The 26,801-nt window shown below is 65.7% G+C and carries 23 protein-coding genes; 11 read left to right on the plus strand and 12 right to left on the minus strand.

What is annotated here, in order from left to right; all coding sequences use genetic code 11:
• Positions 1 to 212: 212 nt before the first annotated feature.
• The 4 genes from JWP60_RS01355 to JWP60_RS01370 all read right to left on the minus strand — a co-directional run bounded on the left by JWP60_RS01355 (position 213) and on the right by JWP60_RS01370 (position 4,974).
• Positions 213 to 719 (minus strand): spore coat U domain-containing protein, encoded by a 507-nt coding sequence (locus JWP60_RS01355; protein WP_299785629.1) that lies wholly within the window; start codon positions 717 to 719, stop codon positions 213 to 215.
• On the minus strand, positions 716 to 3,475 hold the full coding sequence (locus JWP60_RS01360; RefSeq protein ID WP_299785631.1) for a fimbria/pilus outer membrane usher protein: 2,760 nt from the start codon (positions 3,473 to 3,475) through the stop codon (positions 716 to 718). The genes JWP60_RS01355 and JWP60_RS01360 overlap by 4 nt, the downstream gene beginning before the upstream one ends.
• A 181-nt stretch (positions 3,476 to 3,656) precedes the next feature.
• Positions 3,657 to 4,436 (minus strand): fimbria/pilus periplasmic chaperone, encoded by a 780-nt coding sequence (locus JWP60_RS01365; protein ID WP_299785633.1) that lies wholly within the window; start codon positions 4,434 to 4,436, stop codon positions 3,657 to 3,659.
• Positions 4,437 to 4,449: 13 nt separating this feature from the next.
• Positions 4,450 to 4,974 (minus strand): spore coat protein U domain-containing protein, encoded by a 525-nt coding sequence (locus JWP60_RS01370; RefSeq protein ID WP_299785635.1) that lies wholly within the window; start codon positions 4,972 to 4,974, stop codon positions 4,450 to 4,452.
• Between the two features lie 382 nt (positions 4,975 to 5,356).
• Between JWP60_RS01370 and JWP60_RS01375 the strand changes: the two genes are divergently transcribed.
• Both JWP60_RS01375 and JWP60_RS01380 read left to right on the plus strand, forming a co-directional pair.
• Complete coding sequence (locus tag JWP60_RS01375) at positions 5,357 to 8,059, plus strand: response regulator (protein WP_299785637.1); 2,703 nt, start codon at positions 5,357 to 5,359, stop codon at positions 8,057 to 8,059.
• A gap of 319 nt (positions 8,060 to 8,378) precedes the next feature.
• The gene (locus JWP60_RS01380; protein WP_299785639.1) at positions 8,379 to 9,020 is read left to right on the plus strand and encodes a response regulator transcription factor; all 642 of its coding nucleotides are present in this window, start codon (positions 8,379 to 8,381) and stop codon (positions 9,018 to 9,020) included.
• Positions 9,021 to 9,119: 99 nt separating this feature from the next.
• Here JWP60_RS01380 and JWP60_RS01385 read toward each other — a convergent pair whose 3' ends face one another.
• A complete protein-coding gene (locus tag JWP60_RS01385) occupies positions 9,120 to 9,611 on the minus strand; it encodes a hypothetical protein (RefSeq protein ID WP_299785641.1) in 492 nt (163 codons plus the stop codon).
• A 400-nt stretch (positions 9,612 to 10,011) separates the two neighbouring features.
• Between JWP60_RS01385 and JWP60_RS01390 the strand changes: the two genes are divergently transcribed.
• From JWP60_RS01390 to JWP60_RS01400, 3 genes are all read left to right on the plus strand, one after another.
• The gene (locus JWP60_RS01390; RefSeq protein ID WP_299785643.1) at positions 10,012 to 10,938 is read left to right on the plus strand and encodes a VTT domain-containing protein; all 927 of its coding nucleotides are present in this window, start codon (positions 10,012 to 10,014) and stop codon (positions 10,936 to 10,938) included.
• A 123-nt stretch (positions 10,939 to 11,061) separates the two neighbouring features.
• The gene (locus JWP60_RS01395) at positions 11,062 to 11,805 is read left to right on the plus strand and encodes a hypothetical protein (protein WP_299785645.1); all 744 of its coding nucleotides are present in this window, start codon (positions 11,062 to 11,064) and stop codon (positions 11,803 to 11,805) included.
• 125 nt (positions 11,806 to 11,930) lie between these two features.
• Complete coding sequence (locus JWP60_RS01400; RefSeq protein WP_299785647.1) at positions 11,931 to 12,485, plus strand: cytochrome b/b6 domain-containing protein; 555 nt, start codon at positions 11,931 to 11,933, stop codon at positions 12,483 to 12,485.
• A 95-nt stretch (positions 12,486 to 12,580) separates the two neighbouring features.
• Here JWP60_RS01400 and JWP60_RS01405 read toward each other — a convergent pair whose 3' ends face one another.
• The 6 genes from JWP60_RS01405 to JWP60_RS01430 all read right to left on the minus strand — a co-directional run bounded on the left by JWP60_RS01405 (position 12,581) and on the right by JWP60_RS01430 (position 16,375).
• Positions 12,581 to 12,952, minus strand: a complete 372-nt coding sequence (locus JWP60_RS01405) for a hypothetical protein (protein WP_299785649.1) — start codon at positions 12,950 to 12,952, stop codon at positions 12,581 to 12,583.
• Between the two features lie 218 nt (positions 12,953 to 13,170).
• On the minus strand, positions 13,171 to 13,389 hold the full coding sequence (locus tag JWP60_RS01410) for a hypothetical protein (RefSeq protein WP_299785651.1): 219 nt from the start codon (positions 13,387 to 13,389) through the stop codon (positions 13,171 to 13,173).
• A gap of 132 nt (positions 13,390 to 13,521) precedes the next feature.
• Entirely contained in the window at positions 13,522 to 14,103 is a 582-nt protein-coding gene (locus JWP60_RS01415; RefSeq protein ID WP_299785653.1) for an MEDS domain-containing protein, read from the minus strand.
• A 109-nt stretch (positions 14,104 to 14,212) separates the two neighbouring features.
• The gene (locus JWP60_RS01420; RefSeq protein ID WP_299785655.1) at positions 14,213 to 14,884 is read right to left on the minus strand and encodes an MEDS domain-containing protein; all 672 of its coding nucleotides are present in this window, start codon (positions 14,882 to 14,884) and stop codon (positions 14,213 to 14,215) included.
• A 127-nt stretch (positions 14,885 to 15,011) separates the two neighbouring features.
• Positions 15,012 to 15,665: a response regulator transcription factor gene (locus JWP60_RS01425; RefSeq protein WP_299785657.1), complete on the minus strand. Its 654-nt coding sequence runs from the start codon at positions 15,663 to 15,665 to the stop codon at positions 15,012 to 15,014.
• A 287-nt stretch (positions 15,666 to 15,952) separates the two neighbouring features.
• The gene (locus JWP60_RS01430) at positions 15,953 to 16,375 is read right to left on the minus strand and encodes a universal stress protein (protein WP_299785659.1); all 423 of its coding nucleotides are present in this window, start codon (positions 16,373 to 16,375) and stop codon (positions 15,953 to 15,955) included.
• A 378-nt stretch (positions 16,376 to 16,753) separates the two neighbouring features.
• Between JWP60_RS01430 and gnd the strand changes: the two genes are divergently transcribed.
• From gnd to mgtA, 6 genes are read left to right on the plus strand one after another with little or no spacing between them, the layout of a single operon-like run.
• Positions 16,754 to 17,779 carry a phosphogluconate dehydrogenase (NAD(+)-dependent, decarboxylating) gene (gene gnd / locus JWP60_RS01435; protein WP_299785807.1) on the plus strand — a complete coding sequence of 342 codons (1,026 nt, stop codon included), beginning with the start codon at positions 16,754 to 16,756 and terminating at the stop codon, positions 17,777 to 17,779.
• Positions 17,780 to 17,796: 17 nt separating this feature from the next.
• A complete protein-coding gene (locus JWP60_RS01440; RefSeq protein WP_299785661.1) occupies positions 17,797 to 18,510 on the plus strand; it encodes an HAD family hydrolase in 714 nt (237 codons plus the stop codon).
• On the plus strand, positions 18,446 to 20,227 hold the full coding sequence (pgm, locus tag JWP60_RS01445) for a phosphoglucomutase (alpha-D-glucose-1,6-bisphosphate-dependent) (protein WP_299785663.1): 1,782 nt from the start codon (positions 18,446 to 18,448) through the stop codon (positions 20,225 to 20,227). Before JWP60_RS01440 ends, pgm begins: the two co-directional genes overlap by 65 nt.
• Positions 20,220 to 22,583 carry a phosphoketolase family protein gene (locus tag JWP60_RS01450; RefSeq protein WP_299785665.1) on the plus strand — a complete coding sequence of 788 codons (2,364 nt, stop codon included), beginning with the start codon at positions 20,220 to 20,222 and terminating at the stop codon, positions 22,581 to 22,583. The genes pgm and JWP60_RS01450 overlap by 8 nt, the downstream gene beginning before the upstream one ends.
• Before the next feature lie 10 nt (positions 22,584 to 22,593).
• Positions 22,594 to 23,775, plus strand: a complete 1,182-nt coding sequence (locus JWP60_RS01455) for an acetate/propionate family kinase (RefSeq protein WP_299785667.1) — start codon at positions 22,594 to 22,596, stop codon at positions 23,773 to 23,775.
• A complete protein-coding gene (gene mgtA, locus JWP60_RS01460; RefSeq protein ID WP_299785669.1) occupies positions 23,750 to 26,317 on the plus strand; it encodes a magnesium-translocating P-type ATPase in 2,568 nt (855 codons plus the stop codon). Before JWP60_RS01455 ends, mgtA begins: the two co-directional genes overlap by 26 nt.
• A gap of 38 nt (positions 26,318 to 26,355) precedes the next feature.
• On the opposite strand, the gene JWP60_RS01465 is transcribed toward mgtA, so the two are convergent.
• Complete coding sequence (locus JWP60_RS01465; protein ID WP_299785671.1) at positions 26,356 to 26,784, minus strand: hypothetical protein; 429 nt, start codon at positions 26,782 to 26,784, stop codon at positions 26,356 to 26,358.
• Positions 26,785 to 26,801 lie beyond the last annotated feature (17 nt).

Below are 26,801 nucleotides of genomic sequence, written 5' to 3' on the forward strand. Positions count from 1 at the left end.
GGAGGGTCAAACACCGGCAGGTCGGCGTCTCGGGTTGCGAGTTGGGACATGATCGATCTTCAAGCGGTTGGCAGTCCGGCCGCAGTACAACACTCGGCCAACGCAAACATTCGCCACGATCTTTGCAGTGGATCGATCGCCCAGGAAGCTGTTCCTCCCCCTAAGCCCACCTCGCGAAATCCCTAAACGGACGGCAGCAGCGCGGCGACCTGTCAGGGGTTGTATGAGATGGTGATCGTCAAGGAGCCCAGATAGCTTCCGGCCATGAGCTGTTGCTGTCCTGCGGGCACGCGCCCGAATACCGTGTGACTCTGGCTGCTGTCGCCAAGCGGAATGCTTCCGCTCAGCACCGACCCGGTGAAGCCGTCGCCCCACACCGACGTATAGGTGGCGTCCAGGTAAACGTTGAACGCCATGCCGGGTCCGCCGGCGTCGTGCGAGAGGTACCTGGGGATGATGCTGTTGGCCTGCGCGCCAGGTCCGAGCGAGATCGAGTAGCTGCCGCCGCCTGAGATCGCCGTGCACTGCACGGAGACGGTTGCATCGGAAGTGCGGTCGGTGGACGTCAGCTTTCCTGCGAAGGTCAGTGGCTGGTATCGGCCGAAGGCCAAGCTGGTGGACGTGACGCTGCAGCCGCCAGCGACGCTGTGCGCCGAGCAAGCCAGTCCCAAGACAAGAAGCGCGGTGTTTCGGGGAATTGCAAGCACGCGAAGTTTCATGGGGCTCTTCCGTCGCACACCAGCGGTCCAAGACTCGCCGGCGCGCCATTCTCACTCGGGGGGATTCGAAGATCCAGCTCACATTGGCCAGATTGCCAGCTGACGGTGACACGCTGCTGGTCAGCCGCCAGATCGGTCAGCCAGACCTCGCCACGCAGACCGGCCTCGAATTCCGCTCCGGCGGGCAGCAGGCGCACGCGTGCACCACGAGGCACGGGCTGGCCGTTGGCCTGGTGCAGCACGAGCAGCGCCTGGCGCGTGCGGCGCACATCGAAGTGCACCAGCGCTCCGCTGCGTGCATACGGTACGAGCTCCTGCACGACCGCCTGGGTTTCCACGTCCAGCGGCAGGTCCGCCGCGTCGATCTCGATCACGTTCTTCTGCCACGGCACCAGTCCGGGCACAAATGCAAGACCGCGCGAATCGGTTTGCGCGACGACCTGGTTGCTTCGTTTGATCGGCACGTCGGGCAGGCCCTCGAGCTCGACGACCGCGAAGCTGCCTTCGCCCACCGGCCGAGAGGCGAACGGCAGGCCCGCCATCAGGCCGAGCGTGCCGCGAGCGCCCCCGCGCGAACTCACCCGCGCGTCGGCATCGGTCACCACTTCCGCGGTCAGGTCCGCGTGGTTCGTGTTGTACTGCACACCACCGCGGGCTCGTTGTCGGGGGTCGCTGGATACCTCGGCCTGCCAGCCCAAGCCGGGGCCCGCCGGGGGATTGCGCACCGCCAGCACGCTCGCCGCTGTGTGGCCGTCGTCCTGGCGCTCCACGCGCGAGCCGATGTACTGTTCGTTTCCAAGCGGAACGTTCAGGTTCACGCTGCCAGTCCACACGCTGGTGCTGCTCCGTTGCTTGGCTGCCGTCAACGTGAGGGTTGCGGCGGATCCGATCGGAATGTTCAAGGAGAAGCCGAGCGTGCTGGGATGCTCGCCATCCCACTGGACGCGACGCGCGTAGCTGATTCCGCCGTTGAGCGATCCCCAGACCCTGCCTCCGATGCTGGCCAGGAGCTGTTCGCGCGAGCGGCTGGCCGGCGCGGCTGGATCGGGGGACTCGCCGAAGGGTGCGAAGCCCCGGGTGGCGTACTCGTATTGGAGCGCACCTCCACCAAGCGGCGAGCTGCGCTCGATCCCGACCTGGACCAGCCCGCCGTGCGCCGGCAGGTCATGCAAGCGATCGCGCGAGCCGGCAACGGCGAGCCGCCCGACGCCCCAGGTCCCGAGCAGGCCCGCCAACTCGAAGCCGCTCGCTTGCCTATCGTGCTGCAATTCCACTCGGCCTTCCGTGGTCAGATTCGGTGTGATGCCACGACGCCCGGTCGCGGCGCCGAACGCATCGCCGTACCGGCTATCCGTACCGAACCCCGTGCGCAGCCAACCCGTCTCCACGGAAAAATCGGAGAGACCCGGCGCCAGGAGGCGCGGTGAGGCGTAGTAGCTCTGATGGAGGACCGTCTGACGGCCCAGGAGGTCCTGTACCACCAGGTTCAGCTCGCCCGCTCCCGTGATCACCGGCACGTTCGTGATATCGAAGGGGCCCGGGCGCACCGATTGGCTGAAGCGGTGAGAGTCGTTCACCAGCAGATCGACCGTTGAAGGAAGCGCCGCCTCGCCAGCGACCGAGGGCAAGGGCATGGTCGACAGCCCCGGCCTCAAACCAAAGTCGCGACCCCAGCGCAGCCCGCCATAACGCACCGGCCGGCTCCAGCCGCCTGCCACGCCCACGGTGTCGCCCAAGACAAGCGTCTGCATGGATTGAGGCATGTCGTACTGCCAGTAGCTGTCGAGGCGCACGAACTCGCGCCGCTGCCCGTCATCCTTCACCAGGGCGGAAGTCACGGCCGTGCCGAACGGACCAAATCCGACGGCTTCCAGCGTGGCGGCGGAAGTACTGGGCGCGCCCGCCAGCTGGGCGACACTCACGTCGTAATTCAGGAATACACCGGGCGCCGGCCTGGGCGGAGCGGCTTGCGCCGCCTGCTGCGTGTCCATGGTGGCGCCGGTGAACGAGCTGGGCGGCGCATCCACTTCAATACTCATTCGCTGCTTGTCCACCCGGTACCGCAGACCGGCAACAGACTCGAGCGCGAACGCCTGTGTGCCGTCGGACATCACACGCGGCTGGCCGGGTGGTTTCAGTCGGGCAGCTTGCCAGTCTTCGGCGGCGACCAGGACCTGACCGTCAGGCAATTGCTCCGCGCGTGCGATGTCTGGCTGGCGCAGTCCATTGACAGTGAAATCGGCAAGGAGCTGTTCGGCCGGTGACGTTGGGGAGCCTGGCTTCGCCTGAAGCGTCGTGTTCGAATCGCGACCGGAAGCTGGCGGCAGATTGGCGGCCGCGGCAGGACGGATCTCGGCTTGCGGGCTGCCCTGCAGCGTTGGCGCCTCGCTGGCGGAGGCCGCAGCCGCGACCGGCGCCGCGCTGGCAACCGCCGGCTCTTCGGGCTGCAGCTCCAGGACCCAGATGCCGCCACTTCGGCGCAGCTTCGGATAAACCGGCTCGCGCAGCAGTACTTCCAATCTGTCGGTGGTTCCAACGGTGCGTAACGCGATGCCCTGCAGCACGCCCTCGCCGCTCGTGGGCACGCTCGGCAGCTCTGCGGAAAGCCTGAGCGATGCATCGGTCCAGATCAGTGTGAGGGGATAAGGGCCCGGTCCACGCGTTCCTCCCCAGGCGAGAACGGGCTCATTGCCCGCAGGAACATGGATGCGAAGCTGTATTGGCGCGCCAGGCGGCCGCACGATCTCGACCGACATGGGAATTCCCCATGCGGTATTCGTCCAGGCGGCTGTCGCAGCGGCGATGGCCGCCGCCAGCTCGCGGCGTGCAGACGAAAAATGAAGGAAATGGCGGCGCGCGCTGGTCAAGATAACTGGCTTGCCCCACCTCGGATGGCGAGCAGATATTTCGTCTGAACGTGAATTCGGAACCGGTCGGCTAGCCGCCCGATTCGGCCCTCACGACCTGGCCAGTGGAAGTGCGCACCTCGACGCTTTGCAGCGCACCTTCAGCGGCCCCCGGAACGATCCACTCGCGCTCATCGCCAGCAAGCACGGCCGCGGCTTCCTTGAGGTCCAGCGACCGCTGCCAGCCCTGCCCCGCCAGCATCAGCGCCTGCACTTTCACGCGCCGATTGCCGGTGTTGAGGATTCGCACGCAAACGCCCTTTGACACCGGTGCGTCCGCCACGACGGGACAACTTCGCCAACGCAGCGCAGTGACGAAGTCGCCACGCGGTGCGACCATGACCGGCAAGTCGTAGGCCATACGGAAATTGACGGCGGCACCTCCTGCGAGTTCGACCGAAGAAGGTTCCGCGATGTCCTCGAGCACCAGGCGATAGGCGCGCTCGGTGTCTGCGGGGAGCGCACCTCGGAGCGCAACGCGCAGCACCTGCTGCTGGCCGGGCTTGAGCTCGGAGATACGGGGTGTCACGATGAGGTCGTCACTGGGTTGGGTGACCGCGGCCCCGTGCACATCCTGGCGCCACTGCAGCAACTGGCTCTGCAGGCGCATCGGCTTGATCGCCTGCTCGCTCAGGCTCACGCGCACGGTGGCAATCTTTTGCTTCGGCCCGAATTCAACGACGACCGGGCTGATCAGCGCTTGCGCTGCCGCCCCCGCGGCGCAGCTCGCGAGCCAGACCGCCAGCGCTGCTCGGGTTCGCCATGAAGCGCGCGTTCGCCAGGCAGCGGGTTGAGTCGAAGTGCGCTTCATACCCTTCACCTTCTTAGATGCCGTAGGTGCTGGTGATCGTGATCGTGTCGCTGTACGCCTGCTTCGCCTTGCCCGTCTTTTCGCTCGAGGCGATGGCTCCGACGATCGCCAGGGACTTGGTCGTTCCGTCGGCGGAAAACCCCGTGAAACTCGCAACCGTGTTGTACGCAATCGCGTTGCCACCGGCTTCCGCCAGCGTGTACACGATGTAGGTGGTCGTGACCGCGCCCACCAGGCGGAAGTCAGTGCCGCTCGAATTGGCGGAGGAGAACTTCAGCTTGGGAGTGGTCGTGCCGCTGGTGCAGACCGCATCGAAGGTGCCACCCGACGTTGACGCACTCGCCGCTGTGGAAGGCGAACCGTTGGCCAGCATGCTGAGTTGGCCGAAGCCCAGGACGGCGGCATTGCCGACGGAGCATTCGTCGCCGATCGATGCCGTCACGCCCATCGTGCCGGAGCCACTGTCGGTCGCGAACGCCCCGACGGAGAGCATGGCTGCGGCGAATGCAATCGCGAATTTGCTGATCTTGGTTTTCATACGGTGCCTGTCCTTAAGCTGAAACGGTTTGGTAAATCTCTCAGGCGAGTCGCACGAATGCGCGCTGTGAGGCATCGAAGTGGACCATTCGGCGCACACGCCGCCGTAGGTCGATTCTTTACCTGCAACAGCCGCAATTGCGTAGCACTCACTTATCGAGTGAACCAGCTGGCGCGATGTCCAGAACGCGCCTTGCTGATAGTGCGCTTCGCTGCCGGTAAGCGCTGAGCGGGCAGGGGAGCGGCAGAGGGTTCACACGTGAACTTCCGTATTGAGCAATTGCCTGCCCCACCTCCAAGAACCCGCCTATCCGCCACCTCTCCACGAGCGCTAGGGTTGCGGCAAGAGGTTCTCTTGGGGGACCGACAGCGATCAAGGAACCGTGCTGGAATTCAAGGACTTCTACGATGATTTCCCACTCGGGGTGCTGGCAGCGGATGCAAGCGGAGCGGCGAACTACGCAAACTGCGCGTGCAGTGAGATCACCGGGCTGAGCGCGCAGCAACTCCTGGGGTACGGCTGGCTGACTGCCGTCCATTGCGCGGATCGAGCGCGGGTAGTGGCGCAATGGCGCCGCGTCTGCGAGTTTCCGCGCAGCCTGGACATCGAGTTCCGTGTGATCAAGCCCGACGGGTCCTGTCGCTTCGTGCGGATCAGCGGCGGCTCCTCTGTGGCATATGGCACGCCTGGCATCCATCTCGCGGTCATCAACGACATCACGGACCACGTAGTGGCGCAGCAGCGCCTGCGCAGAAACAACGAGCTGCTGGGCGCAATGCTGGAAAACATTCCATGCGGAATCTCCGTCTTCGACGCGGACGGAAGCCTGGTGCTGGACAACCAGAAAATCGCCTTTCGCAGCCTGCCGAACGACGTGCCGGATTCGGCAATCACCGATTTCGGGACGATCAGCGTCGAGTACGCGAACCACCCGTTGTCCTGTCCCGACGCGCAAGGGCCCGTGCCCCTGGACAGCGGGATGGCCGCGGCACCGCAACTGCGTGAAGAAGTCCAGCCCGACGGGCGAGTACTCGAAGTAAGGAACGCAAGAATGCCCGCTGGCGGAACTGTGGTTACCCACACGGACATCACGCACCACAAGCAGATTGTCGAAAACCTCCAGCAGGCCAAAGCCGCGGCCGAACAGGCCGCGGCGGCGAAGACCGCCTTCCTCGCGACCATGAGCCATGAGATCCGAACGCCGATGAATGGCGTCATCGGCATGACGAACATCCTGCTGGAAACGCGGCTTACTTCCGATCAGCGCGAGCTGGTCGAAGTCATCCGGCAGAGCGGCGAGTCGCTCCTGGTCGTCATCAACGACATCCTGGACTATTCGAAGATCGAATCCGGCCAGATGGAGCTTGAATGGGTGCCTCTTCGGCTCGAGGAAGTGGTCGGCGACTCGCTGCGACTTCTGGCGCCGAAGGCCGACGAGAAGGGACTGAGCCTGGGCGTCGACATCGACCCGGCAGTTCCTCCGCTGATCCTGGGCGACAGCACCCGCTTGAACCAGGTACTCGTCAACCTCGTTTCGAACGCGGTGAAATTCACCGAGGCTGGGGAAGTGCGCGTGGGCGTGATCAACGGCTCGAGCAACTCGCCTCATGAGAGCGGCGACGAAATGGGAGATCTGTGCAACATCACGGTTTGCGTGCAGGACAGCGGCATCGGCATTCCCGAAGAAAAGCTCCTGACCATCTTCGACCCGTTCGTCCAGGCGGACTCCAGCACTGGTCGGCGCTTCGGCGGCACCGGGCTCGGACTTGCCATTGCCAGGCGGCTGGTCGAGGCCATGGGCGGAGAGATTTCAGTGCAGAGCGAACCTGGCCGCGGAACCAGGGTCAGCTTCAACTTTCTCGCGGAAGCGGCGGTGCCGCGCGGTCGCACTCCGGCCGGCAAGCAGCCGCCCCTCTGGAAGAAGCGGGTGCTCCTGGTGACCGGCTCCCGTGCGGACGTTCGTGTCCTTATCACGCAACTGCGGCGGTGGGGCCTGGACGTCCACTCCTGCGCAAGCGCCTCGGAGGCCCTGGCCAAGGTGGCCGGCAAGGAGCGTTTTGACCTGGTACTTGCGGCAACCCACATGAGCGAAGCGCGCTGGCTGGGATTTGTCCAGCGCCTGCGGGATGAAGGTGTGAGCATCCCGGCGGTATTGCTCTCCCGGACTCGCGGCTTGAGCTCCCTGAATGAAGCCTTGCGCGCGCGCGTTCTTTCCAGGTCGTCGACCCCGTCCGCGCTCTACGATGCGCTGGGGGATGCGCTTGAATCTGCGGGCGTGCCAGCCTACACGGGACTGCACACGACACCGCAATTCGACGACACCCTTGGCAAGAGCGTGCCGCTGCGCATCCTGGTGGCTGAGGACAATGAGATCAACCGCAAGGTTGTACTCAGAATGCTCTCGGGCTTCGGATACAAGGCCGACGTTGCCGTGAACGGCTCGGAGGTGATCGAGGCGGTCCGGCGCCAGACCTACGACCTCGTCCTGATGGACATCGAGATGCCGAAGGTCGACGGCATCGAAGCCACGAAGTTGATCGTCGCGACGACCGCCAGGGAGCGGCGCCCACGCATCATTGCCATGAGTGCCAACGTGATGCGAGAGCACGTCGTCGCCGCCCTCGCGGCGGGGGCCGACAAGTACATTGCGAAGCCATTCGCTCCGTCCGAGCTTCGGACGGCCCTGGAGGAATCCGCAGACCGCGCGCTGCCTGTCGGCGGCTCCGCGGAGCACCCGTCGCCCAGGATTCTTTCCCACGAGCGGCTGCGCTGCCACGTCGAAGCAGACGGGAGCGGCGAGTTCCTCAAGGAACTGGCGCGCGACTTTGCATCGGCCTCGTTGGAGTTCCAGAACCGCCTGATGACGGCGGTTCGCGCGGCTCACGATTCAGAACTGCGCGCGGTCTTGCATGAATACGCAGGCGTGTGCGCGGTCCTCGGGGCCGAGAAGCTTGCGCATTTGCTGCTGGAGGTCCAGAAGATCGTCCGGGCAGGAAGTCTGAAGGGAGCGGCCTTGCTGCTCGAGCAGTGCCAGCAAGCCCGCGAGGAGACGCTCGGTGCCTTCGAGGCAGCCATTGGTCGATAGACGACACGAGCCGGTGCGCCGAGGGACACCGGCCGAGTAGAAGAACGCTCAAGACGTGCGAGCGAAAAACTGTTGGTAACGCCGTAGGTGCATTCCCTACTGCGTACGCTGCTTGCTTAATTCCGGCGACGTCTTATTGCGCGGAAAATCCGGACGGCAACACCTGCATTGCGATATCCGTGCAGAGTGCACGATCCACACACTCTGTCCTGATAGAGCTTCGGCGCCTTGATGTTCAAATGCCGTCGTGTCGCAGCGGGCTCCGTCGACTTGGCAGGAGCCACCGTGATCGGTGCGACGGCCAGCCAGAACAACGAAAATGCAGCGCTTTCCTTCGACAATTCATGTGGTGATTGCGGACGATCATCCTCTGGTCCGCTCCGGGATTCGCTCTTTGCTCAAGACCTTGCCCGAGGTCAGCGTCGCCGCCGAGGTTGCAGACGGCTCCGAACTGATGGAAGTTCTCGCATCGATTCGGCCGGATGTGGTCATCACCGACATTTCGATGCCTGGAATGGACGGCCTCGAGGCGCTCTCGCGAATCCGGGCTTGCCAACCGAAGGTTCGCGTGATCGTGCTGTCGATGCATGATTCGCCAGACCTGGTCAAGCGAGCGATGGCCTCCGGTGCCGCCGCCTATTTGCGCAAGGACTCCAGTGACTTCGAACTGGCGTCTGCCATCCAGAGCGTGATGATCACCGGGAGCTACATCAGCGCTGGAATTGCCAAGGTGCTGATGAGTGCCGGCGAACCCGAAGCCGAACAGGTACTCACGGACCGTCAAACCCAGATCCTGAAGATGCTTGCGTCCGGCCAGACCTCAAAGGAGATCGGCTTTGCATTGGGCCTGAGCCCCAAGACAGTCGATGTCCATCGATCGCGCATCATGGAGCGGCTCGGGCTGCGCGACGTCGCGAGTCTGACGATGTACGCCGTGCGAAAGGGCCTGGTCAGACCGTAGTCCTCACTCGCGGTGCGCGGTGCGCCGGCGCACACCTTGAACTGGCACGGACGAATGCACCCTGCACGCCCGATTCGGTGGCTACCCCGGTCGAACGATTTACCGGGCCGGCATTGGCAGCGTCGGACTGAAATCAGGCCGAAGACCAAGGCCGGCCTGGAGCGCACTTTCGCCTGCGAGAAGCAGCTTTTGAACCGGCGTGGCCGACGCGAGAGGCACAACATCGCTGAGCACTGGCGGAAGTCCTCGTTGCTGAGCGTGCCCCGGCAGCTGCGGCCAGGCTGCCAGGTCGGTGGGTTCGAAGCGCCACGACAATCCCGTGATCCAGGATGCGGACAGAGGATCCAAACGCTCGAGCCTGCTCCTGACGGCAGCTTCCAGAGCCACCGCGTAAGACGAGAGGCCTGGCTCGCAATCGCGAAAAACCATCTGGATATGCATGCCTCGCTGGCGGCCGGGCGCACCGCTGGGGATCGGTTCTGCAGTGATGCACCCTTGCGACAAGCCATGCTTCTTGAGCGTGTCACGCAGTGCCATGGCGATCAACTCACGCCGCGTTTGCTCGCGGGTAGAAGCCTGCAGGCGAGACATTTCCAGCTCCTGCGGCTTCGCTGGTTTCCTCCCAAGCCAACGTGCGACCCATTGCATTCGGTACTCCAAGGTAGTGCGACGCGGACGCCAAGGCCTGGTCGCCTCGGCATTCCTTCCTGCGACCGCTGCGCGGGCGCATTGCCACTGTTTGTCCCGGGCAAGCAAGCGAGCTGCACGGGGTGCTGTGGATCCAGGCAATTAAAGCCGCAAGAGCGATCACTTCGACAAGTCAAAGGTTTCCGGGCCGTACCCTTGATTGTGTAAACCGGATGTTCTAGTGCGCCGCAAGCGGCGCCTTGCTCGTGACGGTGCCGGCGCACTGGTCTACAAGTAAGGCGGGCCGCTCCACGCTATTCTCAGGGGCGCGCTGCCGCTGCGGCGCCGGAAGGATGCGACGACCGTGGAGAACCTGGTCCATGTTTTCATGCAGCACGGGCTGCTCTCGGTGTTCCTGGGCGTCCTGATCGAGCAGGTCGGCGTCCCCACGCCGGCGCTGCCCTTCTTCGTGCTGGCAGGGGCGCGTGCCGTCGGTGAGCGCCTGTTCGGACTGCAGGCGCTCATGGTGGGCGCGGCGGCGGCGCTGATCGCGGATACCTGCTGGTACCTGGCGGGGCGGCACTTCGGGCGCGGCGTGCTGAGCCTGCTGTGCCGCGTCTCCCTGTCGCCCGACACCTGCGTGCGCAAGAGCGAGGCGAGCTTCGCGCGCCGCGGCGCGCTGACGGTGCTGCTGGCGAAGTTCGTGCCCGGCGTCTCGCTGCTCGCAGCGCCCCTGGCCGGCGCGCTCGGCATGCGGCTGCCGCTGTTCCTGGTGCTCGAGCTTGCCGGAAGCCTGCTGTGGGGCCTCAGCGGACTCGCCATCGGCTTCGTGTTCCATCGCCAGGTTCAAGGGATATTGACCCGACTGGCTGACCTTGGCGCCTTGGCGGCCGCCGTGCTCGCCGGCGCCTTGACGCTGTACGTGATGCTCAGGCTGCTGCACCGAATGAAGGTCGCCCGGCTGCTGAAAACCGCGCCCCGCATCGACGTCGCGGAACTGGCGCAGCGGCTCGCAAGAGGCGAGCCCCTGGTCATCCTGGATCTGCGCCAGAGGGCAGCGCCAGCCGATGATGGCGCATCGATTCCGGGTGCGCGCGCCGTGAGCTTCGATCAACTGGCGACGATCGACTTTCCGGCGCTCGCCGCAGAGCATGCGATCGTGACCTTTTGCGACTGCCCGAACGATGCTTCCGCCGCGCGTGCCGCGATGCTGCTGCGCCAGCGCGGCTGGCACGCCCGGGTGCTGCGCGGCGGCTACGAGAGCTGGGCGAGGAGCAGGCCGCCGGCTTGAGCGAAGGCTCTGCGCGTGCTCTCGATGTGTCGATGTCCACCTACGCGCAAAACTGCGGACGTTCAGTTTTCGTTCATCTGCGCCGCCGTAATCTGCTTGCATGACATCAACAGGAGTCATGCCATGAAATCCACTCTCCCTGCCAAGCTCGCGTCTGCCGCCATGCTGCTGGTCCCGTTAGCCGCTGCTGTGCTTGCCCAGCCGGCGGCTGCACAGCACGACTCGTATCGGGTCGTGCCGTCCGACCGGGGCACCATCCGCAACGTGTCGCTGAACTCCGACGGCGGCCTGCGGCCCGGCGCCACGCTGCGCGTGCAGGTGTATGGCACGCCCGGTGCGCGCTGGGCCAACGTGATGCTCGGCGACGCCTTGCGCGTGCCGCTGCAGGAGCGTGCGCCAGGCGAATACATCGGGACCCACGTGATCGCGCGCGGCGAACACATCGATCCGAGCCGGCTGATGACCGTGCGCGCCGGCTGGGGTGAAGGGCCCGTTGCGCTGGCCTTCAACTTCCCGCCCTCCTTCCAGGCGCTCGCGATGGGCGCGGGGCCGGTTGTGGCCGAGACCGTGGTGAACTCGTTCGCGGTGTCGCAGACCGAAGACCTCGAGCCCGGCACGGTCGTGCACTTCCGGCTCGAGGGAACGCCGCGCGCGCGGGCCTCCGTCGACATCCCCGACGTCGTGGCCGGACTGCCGCTGCGCGAAGTGCGCCCGGGCTTCTACGTCGGCAGCTACACGGTGCGCGGCAGCGACGACCCGGATGCCTTCGCCGATGCACGGGCGGTGCTGCGCAACGGCGACCAGCGGGCCATCGCGCGCCTGGGCGACACGCAGGAGCGCTACGGTTCCGGCTACGGCCGCCGTTGAAAAGCAAAAAGCCTTGATCTCTCAAGGCTTTTTGCGACTGGCTCCCGGGGGAGCGGATGTGCGGCGGTCGCCGGGACGTGCTGCCTGGTCACCCGTGGTGAGGCACGAGGGCAATAATTGCCAGCATGCTCACCTCCGATCAGCAGACGTCCGCACCGGCCCGCTATGGCGCCGGCGCGCAGGCCTTCCACTGGCTCACCGCCATCCTGGTGCTGGCAGCCTTCCTCTACGGTCCCGGGGGTTCGGAACAGCGCGTCTACGCGGCGGCGACAGACTTCGATCGCCAGTTGCACGAGACGCTGGGACTGTGCGTGTTCGTCCTCTCCGCGGTGCGGCTCGCCTGGCGCGTTCTTCACGATGATCCGGAGCCTGTCCCCGTGGCCCGCTGGATGGGCATCGCAGCGACCACCGTGCAGGTGCTGCTCTACGTCCTTCTGTTTCTCGTGCCGATGACCGCAATCGGCGGTGCGTGGCTCGAAGGACACCCGCTCACCTGGCTGGCAGGCGAGATCAGGCCCTTGATCGCACCCGCTCACGATCTGGGCGCGCAGCTGGCCGGCATCCATGGCTGGCTCGGTGACGCGATCCTCTGGCTGGCGGGCCTGCACGCGCTCGCCGCGCTCTACCACCACTTCTTTCTGAGGGACGGTGTGCTGCGCTCGATGCTGCCGGGGCGGTAGCAAGCTCGCAAGGATGCGGAGCATGGATGCCTCGGGAAGATCGGGGCCTTCCTCGTGCTTCTCGGACCGGCGCGCCGGTGCGAGAAGCACTTCGCTCAGTTACCGTAATAGCCGTAGCCCGGGTTGTAGTAGGTCGCGGGCGGTGGGTTGTAGTACACCGGAGGCGGCGGGTTGTAGTCGTAGGCGCCTGCAGACTGCCCCACCAAGGCGCCCGTCAGCGCACCCAGCACCACCGCCCCGACGACATCCCCGTCATCACGGCGATAGCCATACGAAGGAGCGTAATAGCCGCGAGCACCACGCTGCCCGTTCTGGGCCCACTGGCCCCGGCCCTGCTCGCCCCGTTGCTGCTGCCACCCGCCTTGACCGCCGCCGTCATGGCGGTGGTCCTGGGCGAACGCGGACATCGAGCCGAGCCCCATGGTGGCGGCGACGGCGAGGGCAACGAATCTGAACCTGGTTTTCATGAAGATCTCCTTTTCTAGACCTCTTGCAGTTGGGTGCTGGTCGGGTCCAGACAAGGCGCCAACAGGCAAAGCTGCGGTACACCTCGTAAGCGCATGCACAACGCCGAGGTGGCCGGCCGGACGAGGAGCCGCAAGAGAAGCCCGCCGGCTGGCAGGCATCAGGTCATTTCTTGCGATGGCGAACGGACCGCGCCATGCACGGTCCGGAACGACGCGCATCAGCCTTGCTGGCGCGTGGCCTTCGCGTTGGAATGATAGTGGCCGATGGCACAGCCGACGCCCGCGCCGATCAGGCTGTGGTGGTGCAGGAAGTGGCCACCGACCGCACCTGCGGCAGCGCCCTTCAGGCAGCCCTTCGCGTTAGCTGCCGGCGCGGCCACTGCCATGGCGGCCATGACGACCGCGGCAAGCATCGAGCTCTTCATCAGTGATTTCATGTCGGACTCCTTGTTGATGGACGGTTCAGTGTGGGCACCTGCCATGGGGGGATGCGTCAGAGCAGCCGGGGAGTGCGCGTAGGACCCCCCAGGCCAGCCGTGCAGGAGCCGCCTCGTGGCGGCCCCGCGGGCTCACGCCTGCGCGCGGTAGAACGGACTGCGGACCAGGCTTCCGCCCACGTAGGCCATGGGATGTGCGGCCAGGATCTCGATCAGCAGTTGTCCCGACAGGCCGTTCAGGTCGTAGACACAGATGGCCGGCTGCCGGTAACGTGCCATCACGCCATCGACGTCGCGCTCATACCCGGCGACTTCCATGCCGCCGCCCAGGGCACTGACCACCCAATCCATTTCGGCCACGACCCGCACGCCCGCCACCCCGTCCTGCGTCGCGCCGGAGAGGATGGAATCGACAGCGGACAAGGCCTTGCCGCAGTCGAACCGGCGCCTGGGATCGCCCGCCACCCGCCCCCAGGGGACCAATGTCAGCCGGCCGACGCTTTCGGACTCGGTCGCGCTGATCGCCATCTCCTGCAGATGGCCGCGCAGTCTCTCCAGTGATGCGGTACCCGCCAGTGCGACAAACTTTTCGCTGTCCTGCAGCGCGGCGCAGGCCAGCGCGGGTGCGACAGCGGCGGCCTCCTCTGCGCTGTCGAACAAGGCGCAGACATGGAGCGTGCCGGTCGCTCGGCGCGCCTTCAGCAGATCGAGCATTCCTCGCCTCCTGTGGGTCCGCTCACGCTAGCGGACGGGAGCTCTGCAGCCGGCCGGACAGCAGGATGATGGCACGTCGAAGCTCGTAGTGGCGCACCGGCGCTGTCGACTAACCGGCTGCGGGATCCGGATCCGTCCCCTCACCCGCTCGCGGACGCATGGCACCGCGCCGGCGGTATTCGAACAGGAACTGCTCGCTTGGCACGAACAGCGGGTTCGGGTGGACATGCTCGCCGACCACCAGCATCGGGTGGGTGCGGAGCACGTCCATGACCATGCTGGCGCTGTACTTGCGCACGTCGTAGGCGCACAGGACGACGTCCGTGCCGCCGTCGAGCAGCGTGTTGAGCCGGCTTTCATATTCGATCAGCCGGTCGCAGCCGCGCTGGCCCGAGAGCGACCATTCCATGTCGGCCCAGAGGCGCGTGCGTCCGAATGCGGTCCGCCCTTCGCGCATCAGCTCGGCCACCAGCGCCAGCATGCCCTCGATTTCGAAGCAGCCTCCGCGCAAGTAGGTGTGCTCCCAGGTGCGCAGGGCCAGTTGGCCCGAAGCCGTGCTCCCGGCCACGTCGATCGCGTACCCGGCGAAACGCTGGAAGCGCTCCTGCTCGCGCAAGCCGCTGCCGAAGTGAGCGCATTGCTCGCCGCAGCGCAGGCAGTCCTGTGCGAATGGCAACAGCGCGCGGTACTCCTGCTCGGGATCCTCGAAGAAGGCACAGGCGTGGCAGCCGGTCGACAGTTCGGCGCCAAAGCTCGCGAGCGGGATGGCCGGGGAGTTCAATGTTGCTGCGCCTGCCGCAAGGTCCCCGACGCGAAGTGCGGCCAGCGGCGCTCCTGTTGCTCGATACGGTACCAATGGCCGCTCCATGGGGATATCGGACGCAACCTACACATCGAGATCGGCCCCGTCAAGCCTCGATCAGGCCCTTGCGCACGGCGTAGCGCGTGAGGCTGGCGACATCCGACAAGGCAAGGCGTTGCATGATGCGCGCGCGGTGGACATCGATCGTTTTCGGGCTCAGTCCCAGCTCGAAGCCGATCTCCTTGGAAGAAAGACCCCTGGCCAGCATGGTCAGGATCTCGACCTGTCGCTCCGTGAGTTCGTCGTTGGCCGTGGGCTCCTGCCGTTGCAACAAGCGCTGCACCACCTTGCCAGCGAAGAAGGAGCCGTCGGACTTGAGCGTCCTGAGCGCGCGCTCCAGATCCTCGGGCGGTCCGTCTTTCATGATGTAGCCGTTCGCCCCGCTCTCCACCGCGCGCTTCACGAAGTCCATGCTGTCGTGCATCGAGAGCACCAGCACCCGCAGGGTGGGATAGCGCTCCTTGATGCGACGAATCGCGGCCAGGCCGTCCAGGCCCGGCATGGCCAGGTCGCTGATGACCACGTCCGGATGCGCTCGCGAGTGGAGCAAGGCGAGCAGTTCATTGCCGTCGCGGGCCTCCCCGATCACCTGCACGCCCGGCATGGTCGCAAGCAGTGCCTTGATGCCCGACCGCACGAGATCGTGGTCGTCGGCCAGCACCACCGTGATCGTCTCGCTGTCCTTGTCCGTGGGCTTCATGCGCAACTCCCTCGCGGGGACGGCTGCCCCGACCCACCGAATGGTGCCGCCCGCTCCGGGGTCGGCGCGTCCGTTCGTCGCCTGCCGAGCCTGCCAGCAGGGTCGACTCGCAGATCGGAAAGCGAACTGATGAGCACGTACAGGCCGTTGCCCTCGGCAGCTTGTACGGCTGGTCGCGAGCGACCAGAAAAACAAAAAGCCTTGATCACTCAAGGCTTTTGTTGCTGGAGAGGACCATGTGGGACCTCTCGCGACTAGTTCTGGCGGAGCGACAGGCAGGTGAACCCTCAGCGTACCAGCAGCACCGGAAAGCGGCACCGGGCCAGCACGCCGCTGGCGGTGGACCCCATTACAACGGAGTCCAGTGCCGAATGCCCATGGCTGCCCATGACGATCAGGTCGGGCTTGGTATCGCGCGCGTAGCTGGCAATGGCTTCGGAGGCCGGCCCCTGCACATGGGCCGTGCTGAAGTCCCACTGCTGCTGCTGCGCGAACGCGCGGATCGGCTTGAATACTTCATTCGCCTCATCTTCGCCGTAGCTGTCGACCGTGGCTTTGTCGAGGAAGTGGGCAACCCGCTCCGGGATGGCAACGGTCACGTTCAGTGCCGTGAAGAGGTTGCCCGCGCCGAGCAATTCCTCATGGGCTGCCAGGTACGCCAACATGCGCTTCGTATAGTCGCTTCCGTCCACGGCCAGTAGAACCTTCATGCATTTCTCCCTAGGGTGCCCGCCCTGGAGCCGGGTATGGATCACCGCCGACGCAGGCGGCATCTGAAGTTACCCGGCGGACGCGCAAGCGTCGGTGCGCTGCCGAACGGATGCCCGGCGGCCCACCGTCCTTGCCTGTGTGCGCTGTCAGACAGACGCGCCGAGTGTCTTCATGAAGTGCTTTCTTGGCAGGGAAAGTTTCCCTGCTGATCTTGTAGGCCTCCAGTCGCATCACGTCCGTGCGAAGCCGCACGGACACGGCCGTGGCGAAGCAGCATATTGGCCGCCACCCACGGAAAGCAGAAGCACCATGAAAATCGGACTTTCCCCCAGCTACCCGCTCGGCTTCGCGCGCACCGCCGCCGCCGCCGCCGCGACATGCAACTAGGCCTGGTCGGACTGGGCCGCATGGGCGCCAGCATGGTCCGGCGCCTGGTCGAAAAAGGCCACGACTGCGTGGTCCACGACCTTGTCCCGGCCAAGGTCGCAAGCCTGAGCCAGGAGGGCGTGACCGGAGCGTCCTCGCTCGCCGACATGGTGGCGCGGCTTGCCACGCCCCGTGCGATCTGGCTGATGGTGCCGGCGGCGTTCGTGGATCAGACGCTGGACGCGCTGGCGCCGCTGCTGACGGCAGGTGACCTCCTCATCGACGGCGGCAACTCCTGGTATCGCGACGACATCCGGCGCGCCGCTGAACTGGAGTTGAACGGTCTTGACTATCTCGACGTGGGAACGAGTGGCGGGGTGGCGGGACTGCAGCGCGGGTACTGCCTCATGATCGGCGGCAAGCCTGCCGTGTTCGAGCGACTCAGGCCGATCTTTTCGGCGCTTGCCCCCGGCGTGGGCTCCGTGGCCCGAACTCCCGGCAGGAAATCCGGGCTCGCCGACTCCGAAGAAGGCTTCCTGCACTGTGGCCCCCACGGTGCGGGCCACTTCGTCAAGATGGTGCACAACGGCATCGAGTACGGCGTGATGGCGTCCTATGCCGAGGGCCTGGCCATCCTGCGCAATGCCGATGCCGGCAGCCGCACCCGCCCGCCGGATGCCGAGACGACGCCGCTGCGCGACCCGGAGTTCTACCGCTATGACCTGAACCTGCCGGAGATCACCGAAGTGTGGCGCCGCGGCAGTGTCATCGGCTCCTGGTTGCTGGATCTGACGGCAGTTGCCTTGCTGAAGGATCCGGATCTGCGCGCCTACCAGGGGCGAGTATCCGATTCGGGCGAAGGCCGCTGGGCCATCCAGGCGGGCATCGACGAAGCAGTGCCGATGAACGTTCTGAGCGCGGCGCTGTTCGCGCGTTTCACGTCGCGCGGCGAAGCGGATTTTTCCGGCAAGGTCCTGTCGGCGATGCGAAGCGAGTTCGGCGGCCACGATGAAGCGCCCAGCGAAAGGCCGGCGTGAACTCCGGGCCAACGAAGATGGACCATGAAGTCGTGTTCCTGCTGGACGTCGACAACACCTTGCTCGACAACGACAGGGTCATCGCCGACCTGGGGCTGCATCTCGAACAGGAATTCGGGGCGGCGAATGCCCGGCGCTACTGGGCGATCTTCGAAGACCTGCGCAGCGAGCTCGGTTATGCCGACTACCTCGGTGCACTGCAACGCTATCGCCTGGACGCGGAGCGGCGCGGGGGTGACGACGCGCGGCTGTTGCAGATGTCCTCCTTCCTGATCGACTATCCCTTCGCCGATCGGCTTTATCCGCGGGCGCTGCAGGTCATCGAACAGCTGGGGAATTTCGGGCCGACGGTGATTTTCTCGGATGGCGACGTCGTCTTCCAGCCGCGCAAGGTGCAGCGATCCGGCCTCTGGGACGCGGTCGGCGGACGGGTTCTTATCTACATCCACAAGGAACGGATGCTCGGCGAATTGCAGCGCCGATTCCCTGCACGGCATTACGTCCTCGTCGATGACAAGCCGCGCATTCTCGCGGCGATGAAAGACGCGCTGCGCGAGCGGCTGACCACCGTCTTTGCGCGCCAGGGCCACTATGCGCTGGACCTCGCCAGCGTCGCCTCCTATCCGGCCCCCGACCTCAGCATCTCCAGCATCGGGGACTTGCTGGATGCCGACCTTCTCACGCTGGTCGGGCAGCTTTCCGCTGGCGGGCCGGCGCGGGCATCGCCATGAGCGCGCTGCACGCGCCGGTGGAACAGGCGGCGCGTTGATCTCCCCCATCAGCCCGCTGGCCGGCCAGCGCGCGCCCCCCTCCGTGCTCGTCGATGTGGCGGCACTCGTTGCCGCCTACCATCGCGGTGTGCCGGATCCTTCGACGCCGGGGCAACGCGTGTCCTTCGGCACATCCGGACACCGTGGCTGCTCGCTGGACCTTTCGTTCAACGAACGGCACGTGCTGGCGATCACGCAAGCCATCTGCCGGTACCGCAAGGGCAAAGGCATCGACGGGCCGCTCTTCCTCGGCCTCGACACCCATGCCTTGTCAGGGCCGGCGTACGTCACCGCGCTGGAAGTGCTGGCTGGCAACGGCGTGCACGTCATGCTGGCGGCCCACGACGAATTCACTCCGACGCCCGCGATCTCGCATGCGATCCTTGCGCACAACCGCGGACGCAGCACGGGGCTGGCCGACGGCATCGTGGTGACGCCGTCCCACAACCCGCCGCGCGACGGCGGCTTCAAGTACAACCCGCCCCACGGCGGCCCGGCCGGTGAGGACGTCACCGGCTGGATCCAGGCAGATGCCAACCGGCTGCTGGCAAAAAACCTGGAGGGCGTGCTGCGCCTGCCGCACGAAAGCGCGCTGCGCGCGGCGACCACGCACCGCCACGATTTCCTTGGCGCCTATGTCGCCGATCTCGGCAACGTGATCGACCTGGACGCCATCAGTCGCGCGGGAATCCGCATGGGAGTCGATCCGATGGGCGGGGCCGGTGTGCACTACTGGGCCGCGATCGCCGAGCGCTACCGCCTCGAGCTGACGGTGGTCAGCCAAGCGGTCGATCCACAGTTCGCGTTCATGCCCCTGGATAGCGACGGACAAATCCGGATGGACCCCTCGTCTGCCTACGCCATGGCCAGGCTCACGGCGATGAAGGACAGCTTCGACGTCGCGTTCGCATGCGACACCGACCATGACCGGCACGGGATCGTCACTCCCACGGGTGGCCTGATGCCACCCAACCACTATCTGTCCGTGGCCATCGACTACCTGTTCCAGCATCGCGAACACTGGGGGCGGGAAGTGGCCGTGGGCAAGACAGTGGTCAGCACGGCACTGATCGACAGGCTGGCGGCGCGGCTTGGCCGCAGGCTGTACGACGTCCCGACAGGTTTCAAGTGGTTCGCGGCCGGCCTCGGGGACGGCTCGCTCGGATTCGCCGGCGAGGAAAGCGCCGGCGCGACCTTCCTGCGCCGCGACGCAACGGCGTGGACGACCGACAAGGACGGAATTGCGGCGGCGTTGCTGGCCGGTGAAATCACTGCGTGCCTCGGCCGCGACCCGAGTGAGCTCTACGCGGATCTTGCAAGGGAGTTCGGCAATCCGGTGGCTGCTCGCATGGAGGCCCCGGCCAACGCAGCGCAAAAAGCGCAGCTGGCCGCGTTGTCTGCAAGACAGGTCGACTCGGCGAGCCTGGCGGGCGAACCGATCCAGAGCATCCTCACCAACGCCCCGGGCAACGACGCTCCGATTGCCGGCATCAAGGTCATTGCGGCCGGTGGCTGGTTCGCTGCACGCCCTTCGGGCACCGAGGACGTCTACAAGATTTACGCCGAGAGCTTTCTCGGCGATGAGCACCTGCAGCGCATCCTGAAGGAGGCGCAGGCCATCGTGGACGCCGCCCTTTCAGGCGCGCGCGACAGCCATCAAGGAGGGCTCGATGCCTGATCCCCTTTCAGCCGACCTGCTGCGCCGGATGCACGCCTACTGGCGCGCGGCCAACTACATTTCGGTCGGCCAGATCTACCTGCACAAGAACCCGCTGCTCGATGTACCGCTCACGCTCGAACAGGTGAAACCCCGGCTGCTGGGACATTGGGGCACCACGCCGGGATTGAACCTGATCTATGTCCACTTGAACCGGTTGATCAGGGACCACGACCTGAACCTGATGTACGTCATCGGTCCCGGCCACGGCGGGCCGGGCATCGTGGCGAACACCTACCTGGAAGGCTCTTACACCGAGCACTATCCCGCGATCGGGCAGGACCGGAATGGCCTGGAGCGGCTGTTCCGCCAATTCTCCTGGCCGCAAGGGATCCCCAGCCACGTCTCGCCGGAAACGCCGGGGTCCATCCACGAAGGTGGCGAGCTGGGTTATTCGCTCCTGCACGCGTACGGAGCGGCGTTCGACAATCCCGACCTGATCGTCGCCTGCGTCGTGGGCGATGGCGAAGCCGAGACCGGGGCGCTGGCCGCCAGCTGGCATTCCAACAAGTTTCTCAATCCTGCGCGGGACGGCGCCGTCCTGCCCATCCTCCATCTCAACGGATTCAAGATTGCCAACCCATCGATCCTGGCGAGGATCGGCCGCGACGAACTGACCAGTCTCATGCGCGGCTACGGCTACGAGCCGCATTTCGTCGAGGGAGACGATCCGATGGTGGTGCACCAGTTGCTGGCCGGCACACTGGATTCGGTGCTGGCGAAAATCCGCGGTATCCAGGATGCCGCACGCTGCGCGGGCAGCAGCGAAATTCCGCAGCGTCTGCTGTGGCCCATGATCGTCCTGCGCACGCCCAAGGGCTGGACGGGGCCCAAGTTTGTCGACGACAAACCGGTCGAGGGCACGTGGCGCTCGCACCAGGTGCCCATTGCGGACTTCAAGAACCCTGCCCATCTCGCCCAGCTGGAAAGCTGGCTGCAAAGCTATCGGCCGCAGGAATTGTTCGACAGCCAGGGCAAGTTCCTCGAGGAGTTCGCGGCGCTTGCACCGACCGGCACTCGCCGCATGGGCTCCAACCCGCACAGCAACGGCGGCGCGCTGTTGCAGCCCTTGTCGATGCCGGATTTTCGCGAGTACGCGGTGCCGGTGGCGACCCCCGGGTGCGTCCAGGCCGAGGCAACCCGCGTCCTCGGCAAGTTCCTGCTGGGCGTGATGAAACTCAATCTCGCCAGCGCGAACTTCCGGATCTTCGGTCCCGACGAAACCGCGTCGAACCGCCTGGAGGCAGTGTACGAGGTCACCGGCAAGGCATGGATGGCCGAGGTCGAAGCCAACGACACGGATCTCAGCGCCACCGGCCGGGTCATGGAAGTCTTGAGCGAGCATCTCTGCCAGGGGTGGCTCGAGGGCTACCTGCTCACCGGGCGCCACGGCCTGTTCTCCTGCTACGAGGCCTTCATCCATGTCATCGACTCGATGTTCAACCAGCACGCCAAGTGGCTGAAGGTGAGCAAGCAGATCCCGTGGCGCAGGCCGATCGCGTCGCTGAACTACCTGCTCACGTCGCACGTCTGGCGGCAGGACCACAATGGCTTCTCGCACCAGGATCCGGGATTCATCGACCATGTCGCCAACAAGAAGGCGGACGTGGTGCGGATCTACCTGCCGCCGGATGCGAACTGCCTGCTGTCGGTCGCCGATCACTGCTTGCGCAGCCGCAACTACGTCAACGTCATCGTCGCGGGCAAGCAGCCGGAGTGGCAGTGGCTCGATATCGACGCCGCCGTCCGGCATTGCAGCGTCGGCGTCGGCATCTGGGAATGGGCCAGCAACGACGCCGCGGATCCGGATGTGGTGATGGCCTGTGCCGGTGACGTGCCGACGCTGGAGGCGCTGGCCGCCGTCACCTTGCTGCGGGTGCAGGTTCCCGGCATCCGCATCCGCTTCGTCAACGTGGTCGACCTGATGGTGCTGCAGCCCCCGTCGGAGCATCCCCACGGCCTCCCGGATGACGCGTTCGATGCCCTGTTCACGACCGACAAGCCGGTGATCTTCGCGTTCCATGGTTACCCCGCCATGATTCACAAGCTGACTTACCGGCGCCGCAACCACGACAACATCCACGTCCGCGGGTACCAGGAAGAGGGCACGACCACGACCGCGTTCGACATGGTGGTCCTGAACAACCTGGACCGCTATCAGCTGGCGCTGGACGCGATCCGCCGCATCCCCAGGTTTGCCGGCCAGTTGGAGGCGGCAACCGCCCATCACGAAGCCACCATCCAGCGCCACAAGCGCTATATCGGCGAGCACGGCGACGACCTGCCGGAGGTCAAGGACTGGCGGTGGAGTGCATGACGGGGCGGACATGACCGCAACCGATGCCGCCCTGCACGTGCTCGCGCTGAACAGCGGGTCGTCGTCGTTGAAGTACGGGCTGTACCAGGTCAATGAAGCGACGGCTGCCACGATGCTGGGCGGGGAAGTCGAAACCCACGCGAGCGGCGGACTGCTCGCAGCGCTGCGCGAGATCAGGGGCATTCTCGGCAAGTCCGGGCTGCCAGCGCCGGCGGCCATAGGCCACCGGGTGGTCCATGGCGGGCCGTCGCTGCGCCAGCATTGCCTGATCGACGACTCCGTCCTGGCGAGACTTGAACTTGCAACGGCCTTTGCGCCTTTGCACATGCCTTCGACCCTGTCGGTGATCGGGTTCGCACAGGAAAATTTCCCCGGTATCCCGCAGGCGGCCTGCTTTGACACGACCTTCCACGCCGGGCTTCCCGACGTTGCACGGATCCTTCCAGTTCCCAAGGCATGGCAGTCCGAGGGCGTCCAGCGCTACGGCTTTCACGGCCTGTCCATCGAATCCATCGTGCACCAACTGGCCAGCGATCTGCCCAGGCGCATGGTCGTCGCTCACCTCGGGAACGGCGCCAGCATCACGGCAGTTCAAGACGGCAAATCGGTGGATACCAGCATGGGCCTGACACCCACCGGCGGCGTGGTGATGGGAACGCGCAGCGGCGATCTCGATCCCGGCGTCCTCTTCTACCTGATGCGAAAGGCGAACCTCGACGCCGCAACCGTGGAAGCCATGCTCAATCGGCAGTCGGGGCTGCTTGGCATTTCGGGCGTCGCCAGCGACATGCGGTGCCTGCACCAGCAAGCAGCCGGCAACCCCGCTGCGCGTCTTGCCATCGAGATGTTCTGCTACTCCGTGCGCAAGCAGATCGCCGCCATGGTCGCCGTGCTGGACGGGGTCGACCTGATCGTCTTCACCGGGGGCATCGGGGAGCACGACGCGCAGGTTCGCGCCGCGGTGTGTGCGGGCTTGTCCTGGATGGGCATCAGCCTGGACGAAGCGCGAAACCGTTCTGCCATCGGTCCAATCCAGCACTCCGCATCACGGTGCGAGGTCCGGGTGCTCCCCTGCCTGGAAGACGAACAGATCGCCCGCCACACCCGTGCATTGCTCCGGGCATCGCAACCAGCCAGCACACAGGCCCTGCCCTGGATCGGTCATCATGGTGGAGCGAACTCCGGCCACTGAAGTCGAGGCCGACGCCTATTGGAGTGTCCCGCACGAGCAGCTGCTGGCGCAGTTGCGTGGAGATGCGGGCGGCCTGAGCGCGGCAGAGGGTGCGCAACGGCTTGCGCAATACGGGCCGAATACCCTCGACGCCACGCGCAAGGCGGGTGCCTTGGGGCTGTACGCGAACCAGTTCAAGAGCCCGCTCGTGCTGATCCTGATCATCGCGTCGGTGGTGTCGCTGGCAGCGTCCGAGTGGGTGGACGCGGGCATCGTGCTCGTGGTCGTTTTCGGCAGCACCGCCCTGGGCTTCGTCCAGGAGTACGTCGCCGGCAACGCGGTCGAGAAACTCCGCTCGCAGATCACCATGACTTCCACGGTGCTGCGGGGCGGCGCGGCCGTGTCGCTGCCGTCGTCCCGGGTGGTGCCGGGCGATGTCGTCCAGCTGGCGGCCGGAAGCCTGGTCCCGGCCGATGGCGTCGTGCTCGCGGCACGTGACTTCCTGGTCGACCAGGCGGCGCTCACCGGCGAAGCGTTTCCGGTGGAGAAGGTACCGGGGGTGGTCGCCGCAGACACCGGCCTTGCAGCACGCAGCAACTGCGTTTTCATGGGGACGAGCGTGCGCAGCGGCACTGCCAACGTGCTGGTCGCGGCAACGGGCAAGTCCACCGCATTCGGCCAGATCGCGGGAAAGCTCGCGCTGCGCCCTCCCCTGACCGAGTTCGAGCAGGGAATTCATCGCTTCGGGTACCTGCTGACGCGCGTGATGCTGGCCATGGTCATCGTGGTGCTGGCCATCAACATCTTCATGGCCAGGCCGCCGATCGCTTCGCTGCTGTTCGCCCTCGCTCTGGCCGTGGGGCTGACACCCGAACTGCTGCCCGCCATCATCAGCATCACCCTGTCGCACGGCGCCAAGCGCATGGCTGCACTGGGCGTCATCGTGCGCCGCCTCAACGCGATCGAGAACCTGGGCAGCATGGACGTCCTGTGCACGGACAAGACCGGCACGCTGACCGCAGGGATCGTCGAACTCGATGGGGCCTTCGACGTGGATGGCCAGGCAAGTGCGTCGGTCCTGCGGCTCGCGGGCATCAATGCACGCTTGCAGACCGGCATGGCCAACCCGCTGGACGAGGCGATCAGCAGGGCAGCCAGCCACGACGGCGCAGCCGGGCTCACCGAAGTCCGCAAGATCGACGAGATCCCCTATGACTTCGTGCGCAAGGCGCTCTCCGTGGTCGCCGCCGACGCCACTGGCGAGAGAACGATCGTGACCAAGGGAGCCCTCGACAACGTGCTGGCCATGTGCATCGGCGCGAGGACCGCGGCGGCCGTGACACCGCTCGATGCGGCGATCCGGGCGAACATCCAGGCGCTCTACGAAGAATGGAGCGGCCAGGGCTTCCGCGTGCTGGGGGTTGCATCACGCGTGCTGGAAGACCGCACTGGGTCGTATACACGCGCCGATGAATGCGGCATGTGCTTCGCCGGCTTTCTGCTGTTCCTCGATCCGCCCAAGGACGATGTCCGCGAGGTCATAGTCGACCTGGCCCGAAGGGGCGTGCAACTGAAGATGATCACCGGGGACAACATCAAGGCGGCCTGCCATGTGGCCGCGACCATCGGCCTGCCGGTGGCGCTGACCTTGACGGGGCGCCAACTCAACGAGATGAGCGAGGAGGCCCTGCGGCACGCGGCGCAGGAGGCGACCGTGTTCGCCGAAGTGGACCCGAACCAGAAGGAGCGGATCATCCTCGCCTTGCGCAAGGCCGGCCATGTGGTCGGCTACATGGGCGACGGCATCAACGATGCTCCGGCCCTGCACACGGCTGACGTGGGAATTTCGGTGGACACCGCCGTGGACGTTGCCAAGGATGCGGCCGACTTCGTGCTGTTGCGCAAGGACCTCGGCATCCTGCGGCAGGGCATCGACGAAGGGCGCAGGACCTTTGCCAATACGCTCAAGTACATCCTCACCACCATCAGTGCCAACTTCGGCAACATGTTCAGCATGGCACTGGCCTCGGTCTTCCTGCCCTTTCTTCCCCTGCTGGCCTCGCAGGTTCTCCTCAACAACTTCCTGTCGGACATTCCCGCCACCACGATCGCCAGCGACAACGTGGACGCGGACATGGTCGCCACCCCGCGACGCTGGGACACGCAGTTCATCCGCGACTACATGGTGGTCTTCGGCCTGGTCAGTTCCGTGTTCGACCTCCTGACCTTCGCCGTGCTGCTATGGCTGTTCCAGGCGGCAGCGCAGGAATTCCGAACCGGCTGGTTCGTCGAGTCGCTGCTGACGGAACTGGTCATTGCCCTGGTGGTCCGCACGCGTGGCCTCTTCTGGCGAAGCCGGCCCAGCAAGCTGCTGCTGGCCAGCACCCTCGCCGTGATCGCCCTGACGCTGCTGCTGCCGTACCTCCCGTTCGCAGGCGCCCTCGGCTTTGTTCCGCTGCCTGCGCCATTGATGCTGGCCATGATCGCCTTGACGCTTGCGTACGTGGTGGCCACCGAGTTCGCGAAGAAATTCTTTTACACGCGGCGTCGCGCTTTCCAGTGAGGCCGCTCAAGGCGGTACGCAGCGCAGCGGGTGTTGCTTCAGTTGCGCGCCGGGGACGCCATCGCAAACCATCCCCTGAAATCCCAGCGGAGAACTCTCGTCGTGGCCTCACCGCGGCGCTCAAGGTGGAACTCGAGGTCCCCGGGCAGGCTGCGCAGCGCAACGAACCTCAGGATCCCGGCGCGATGGTGCGCCGGGGTGGGACCCTCCCCCTCCCATGCCAGCGGCTGCAGCCGCTGACCGCCGGCGATGAGGAAGGCAGCCTGGAGCAGATCGTCCTGCAGCGGCGGTCCGGACGAGTGGAATGCGACCGCGAACTCCCACACCGGGTTTCCCTCGTTCAGCGCCCCGGGGGTCACCGCCATGGTCACGCCCTGCACGGTATCTTGCTGCGTCAGCAGGGGCAAGCCGCAGGCCAGCCGCGAGACGAACAGGAGAAGCATGAGGATGAACCTGAACTTGCTCATTGCGGCTCCGCGCGGTG

Source organism: Ramlibacter sp. (assembly GCF_028291745.1).
Lineage (GTDB): Bacteria > Pseudomonadota > Gammaproteobacteria > Burkholderiales > Burkholderiaceae_C > Ramlibacter.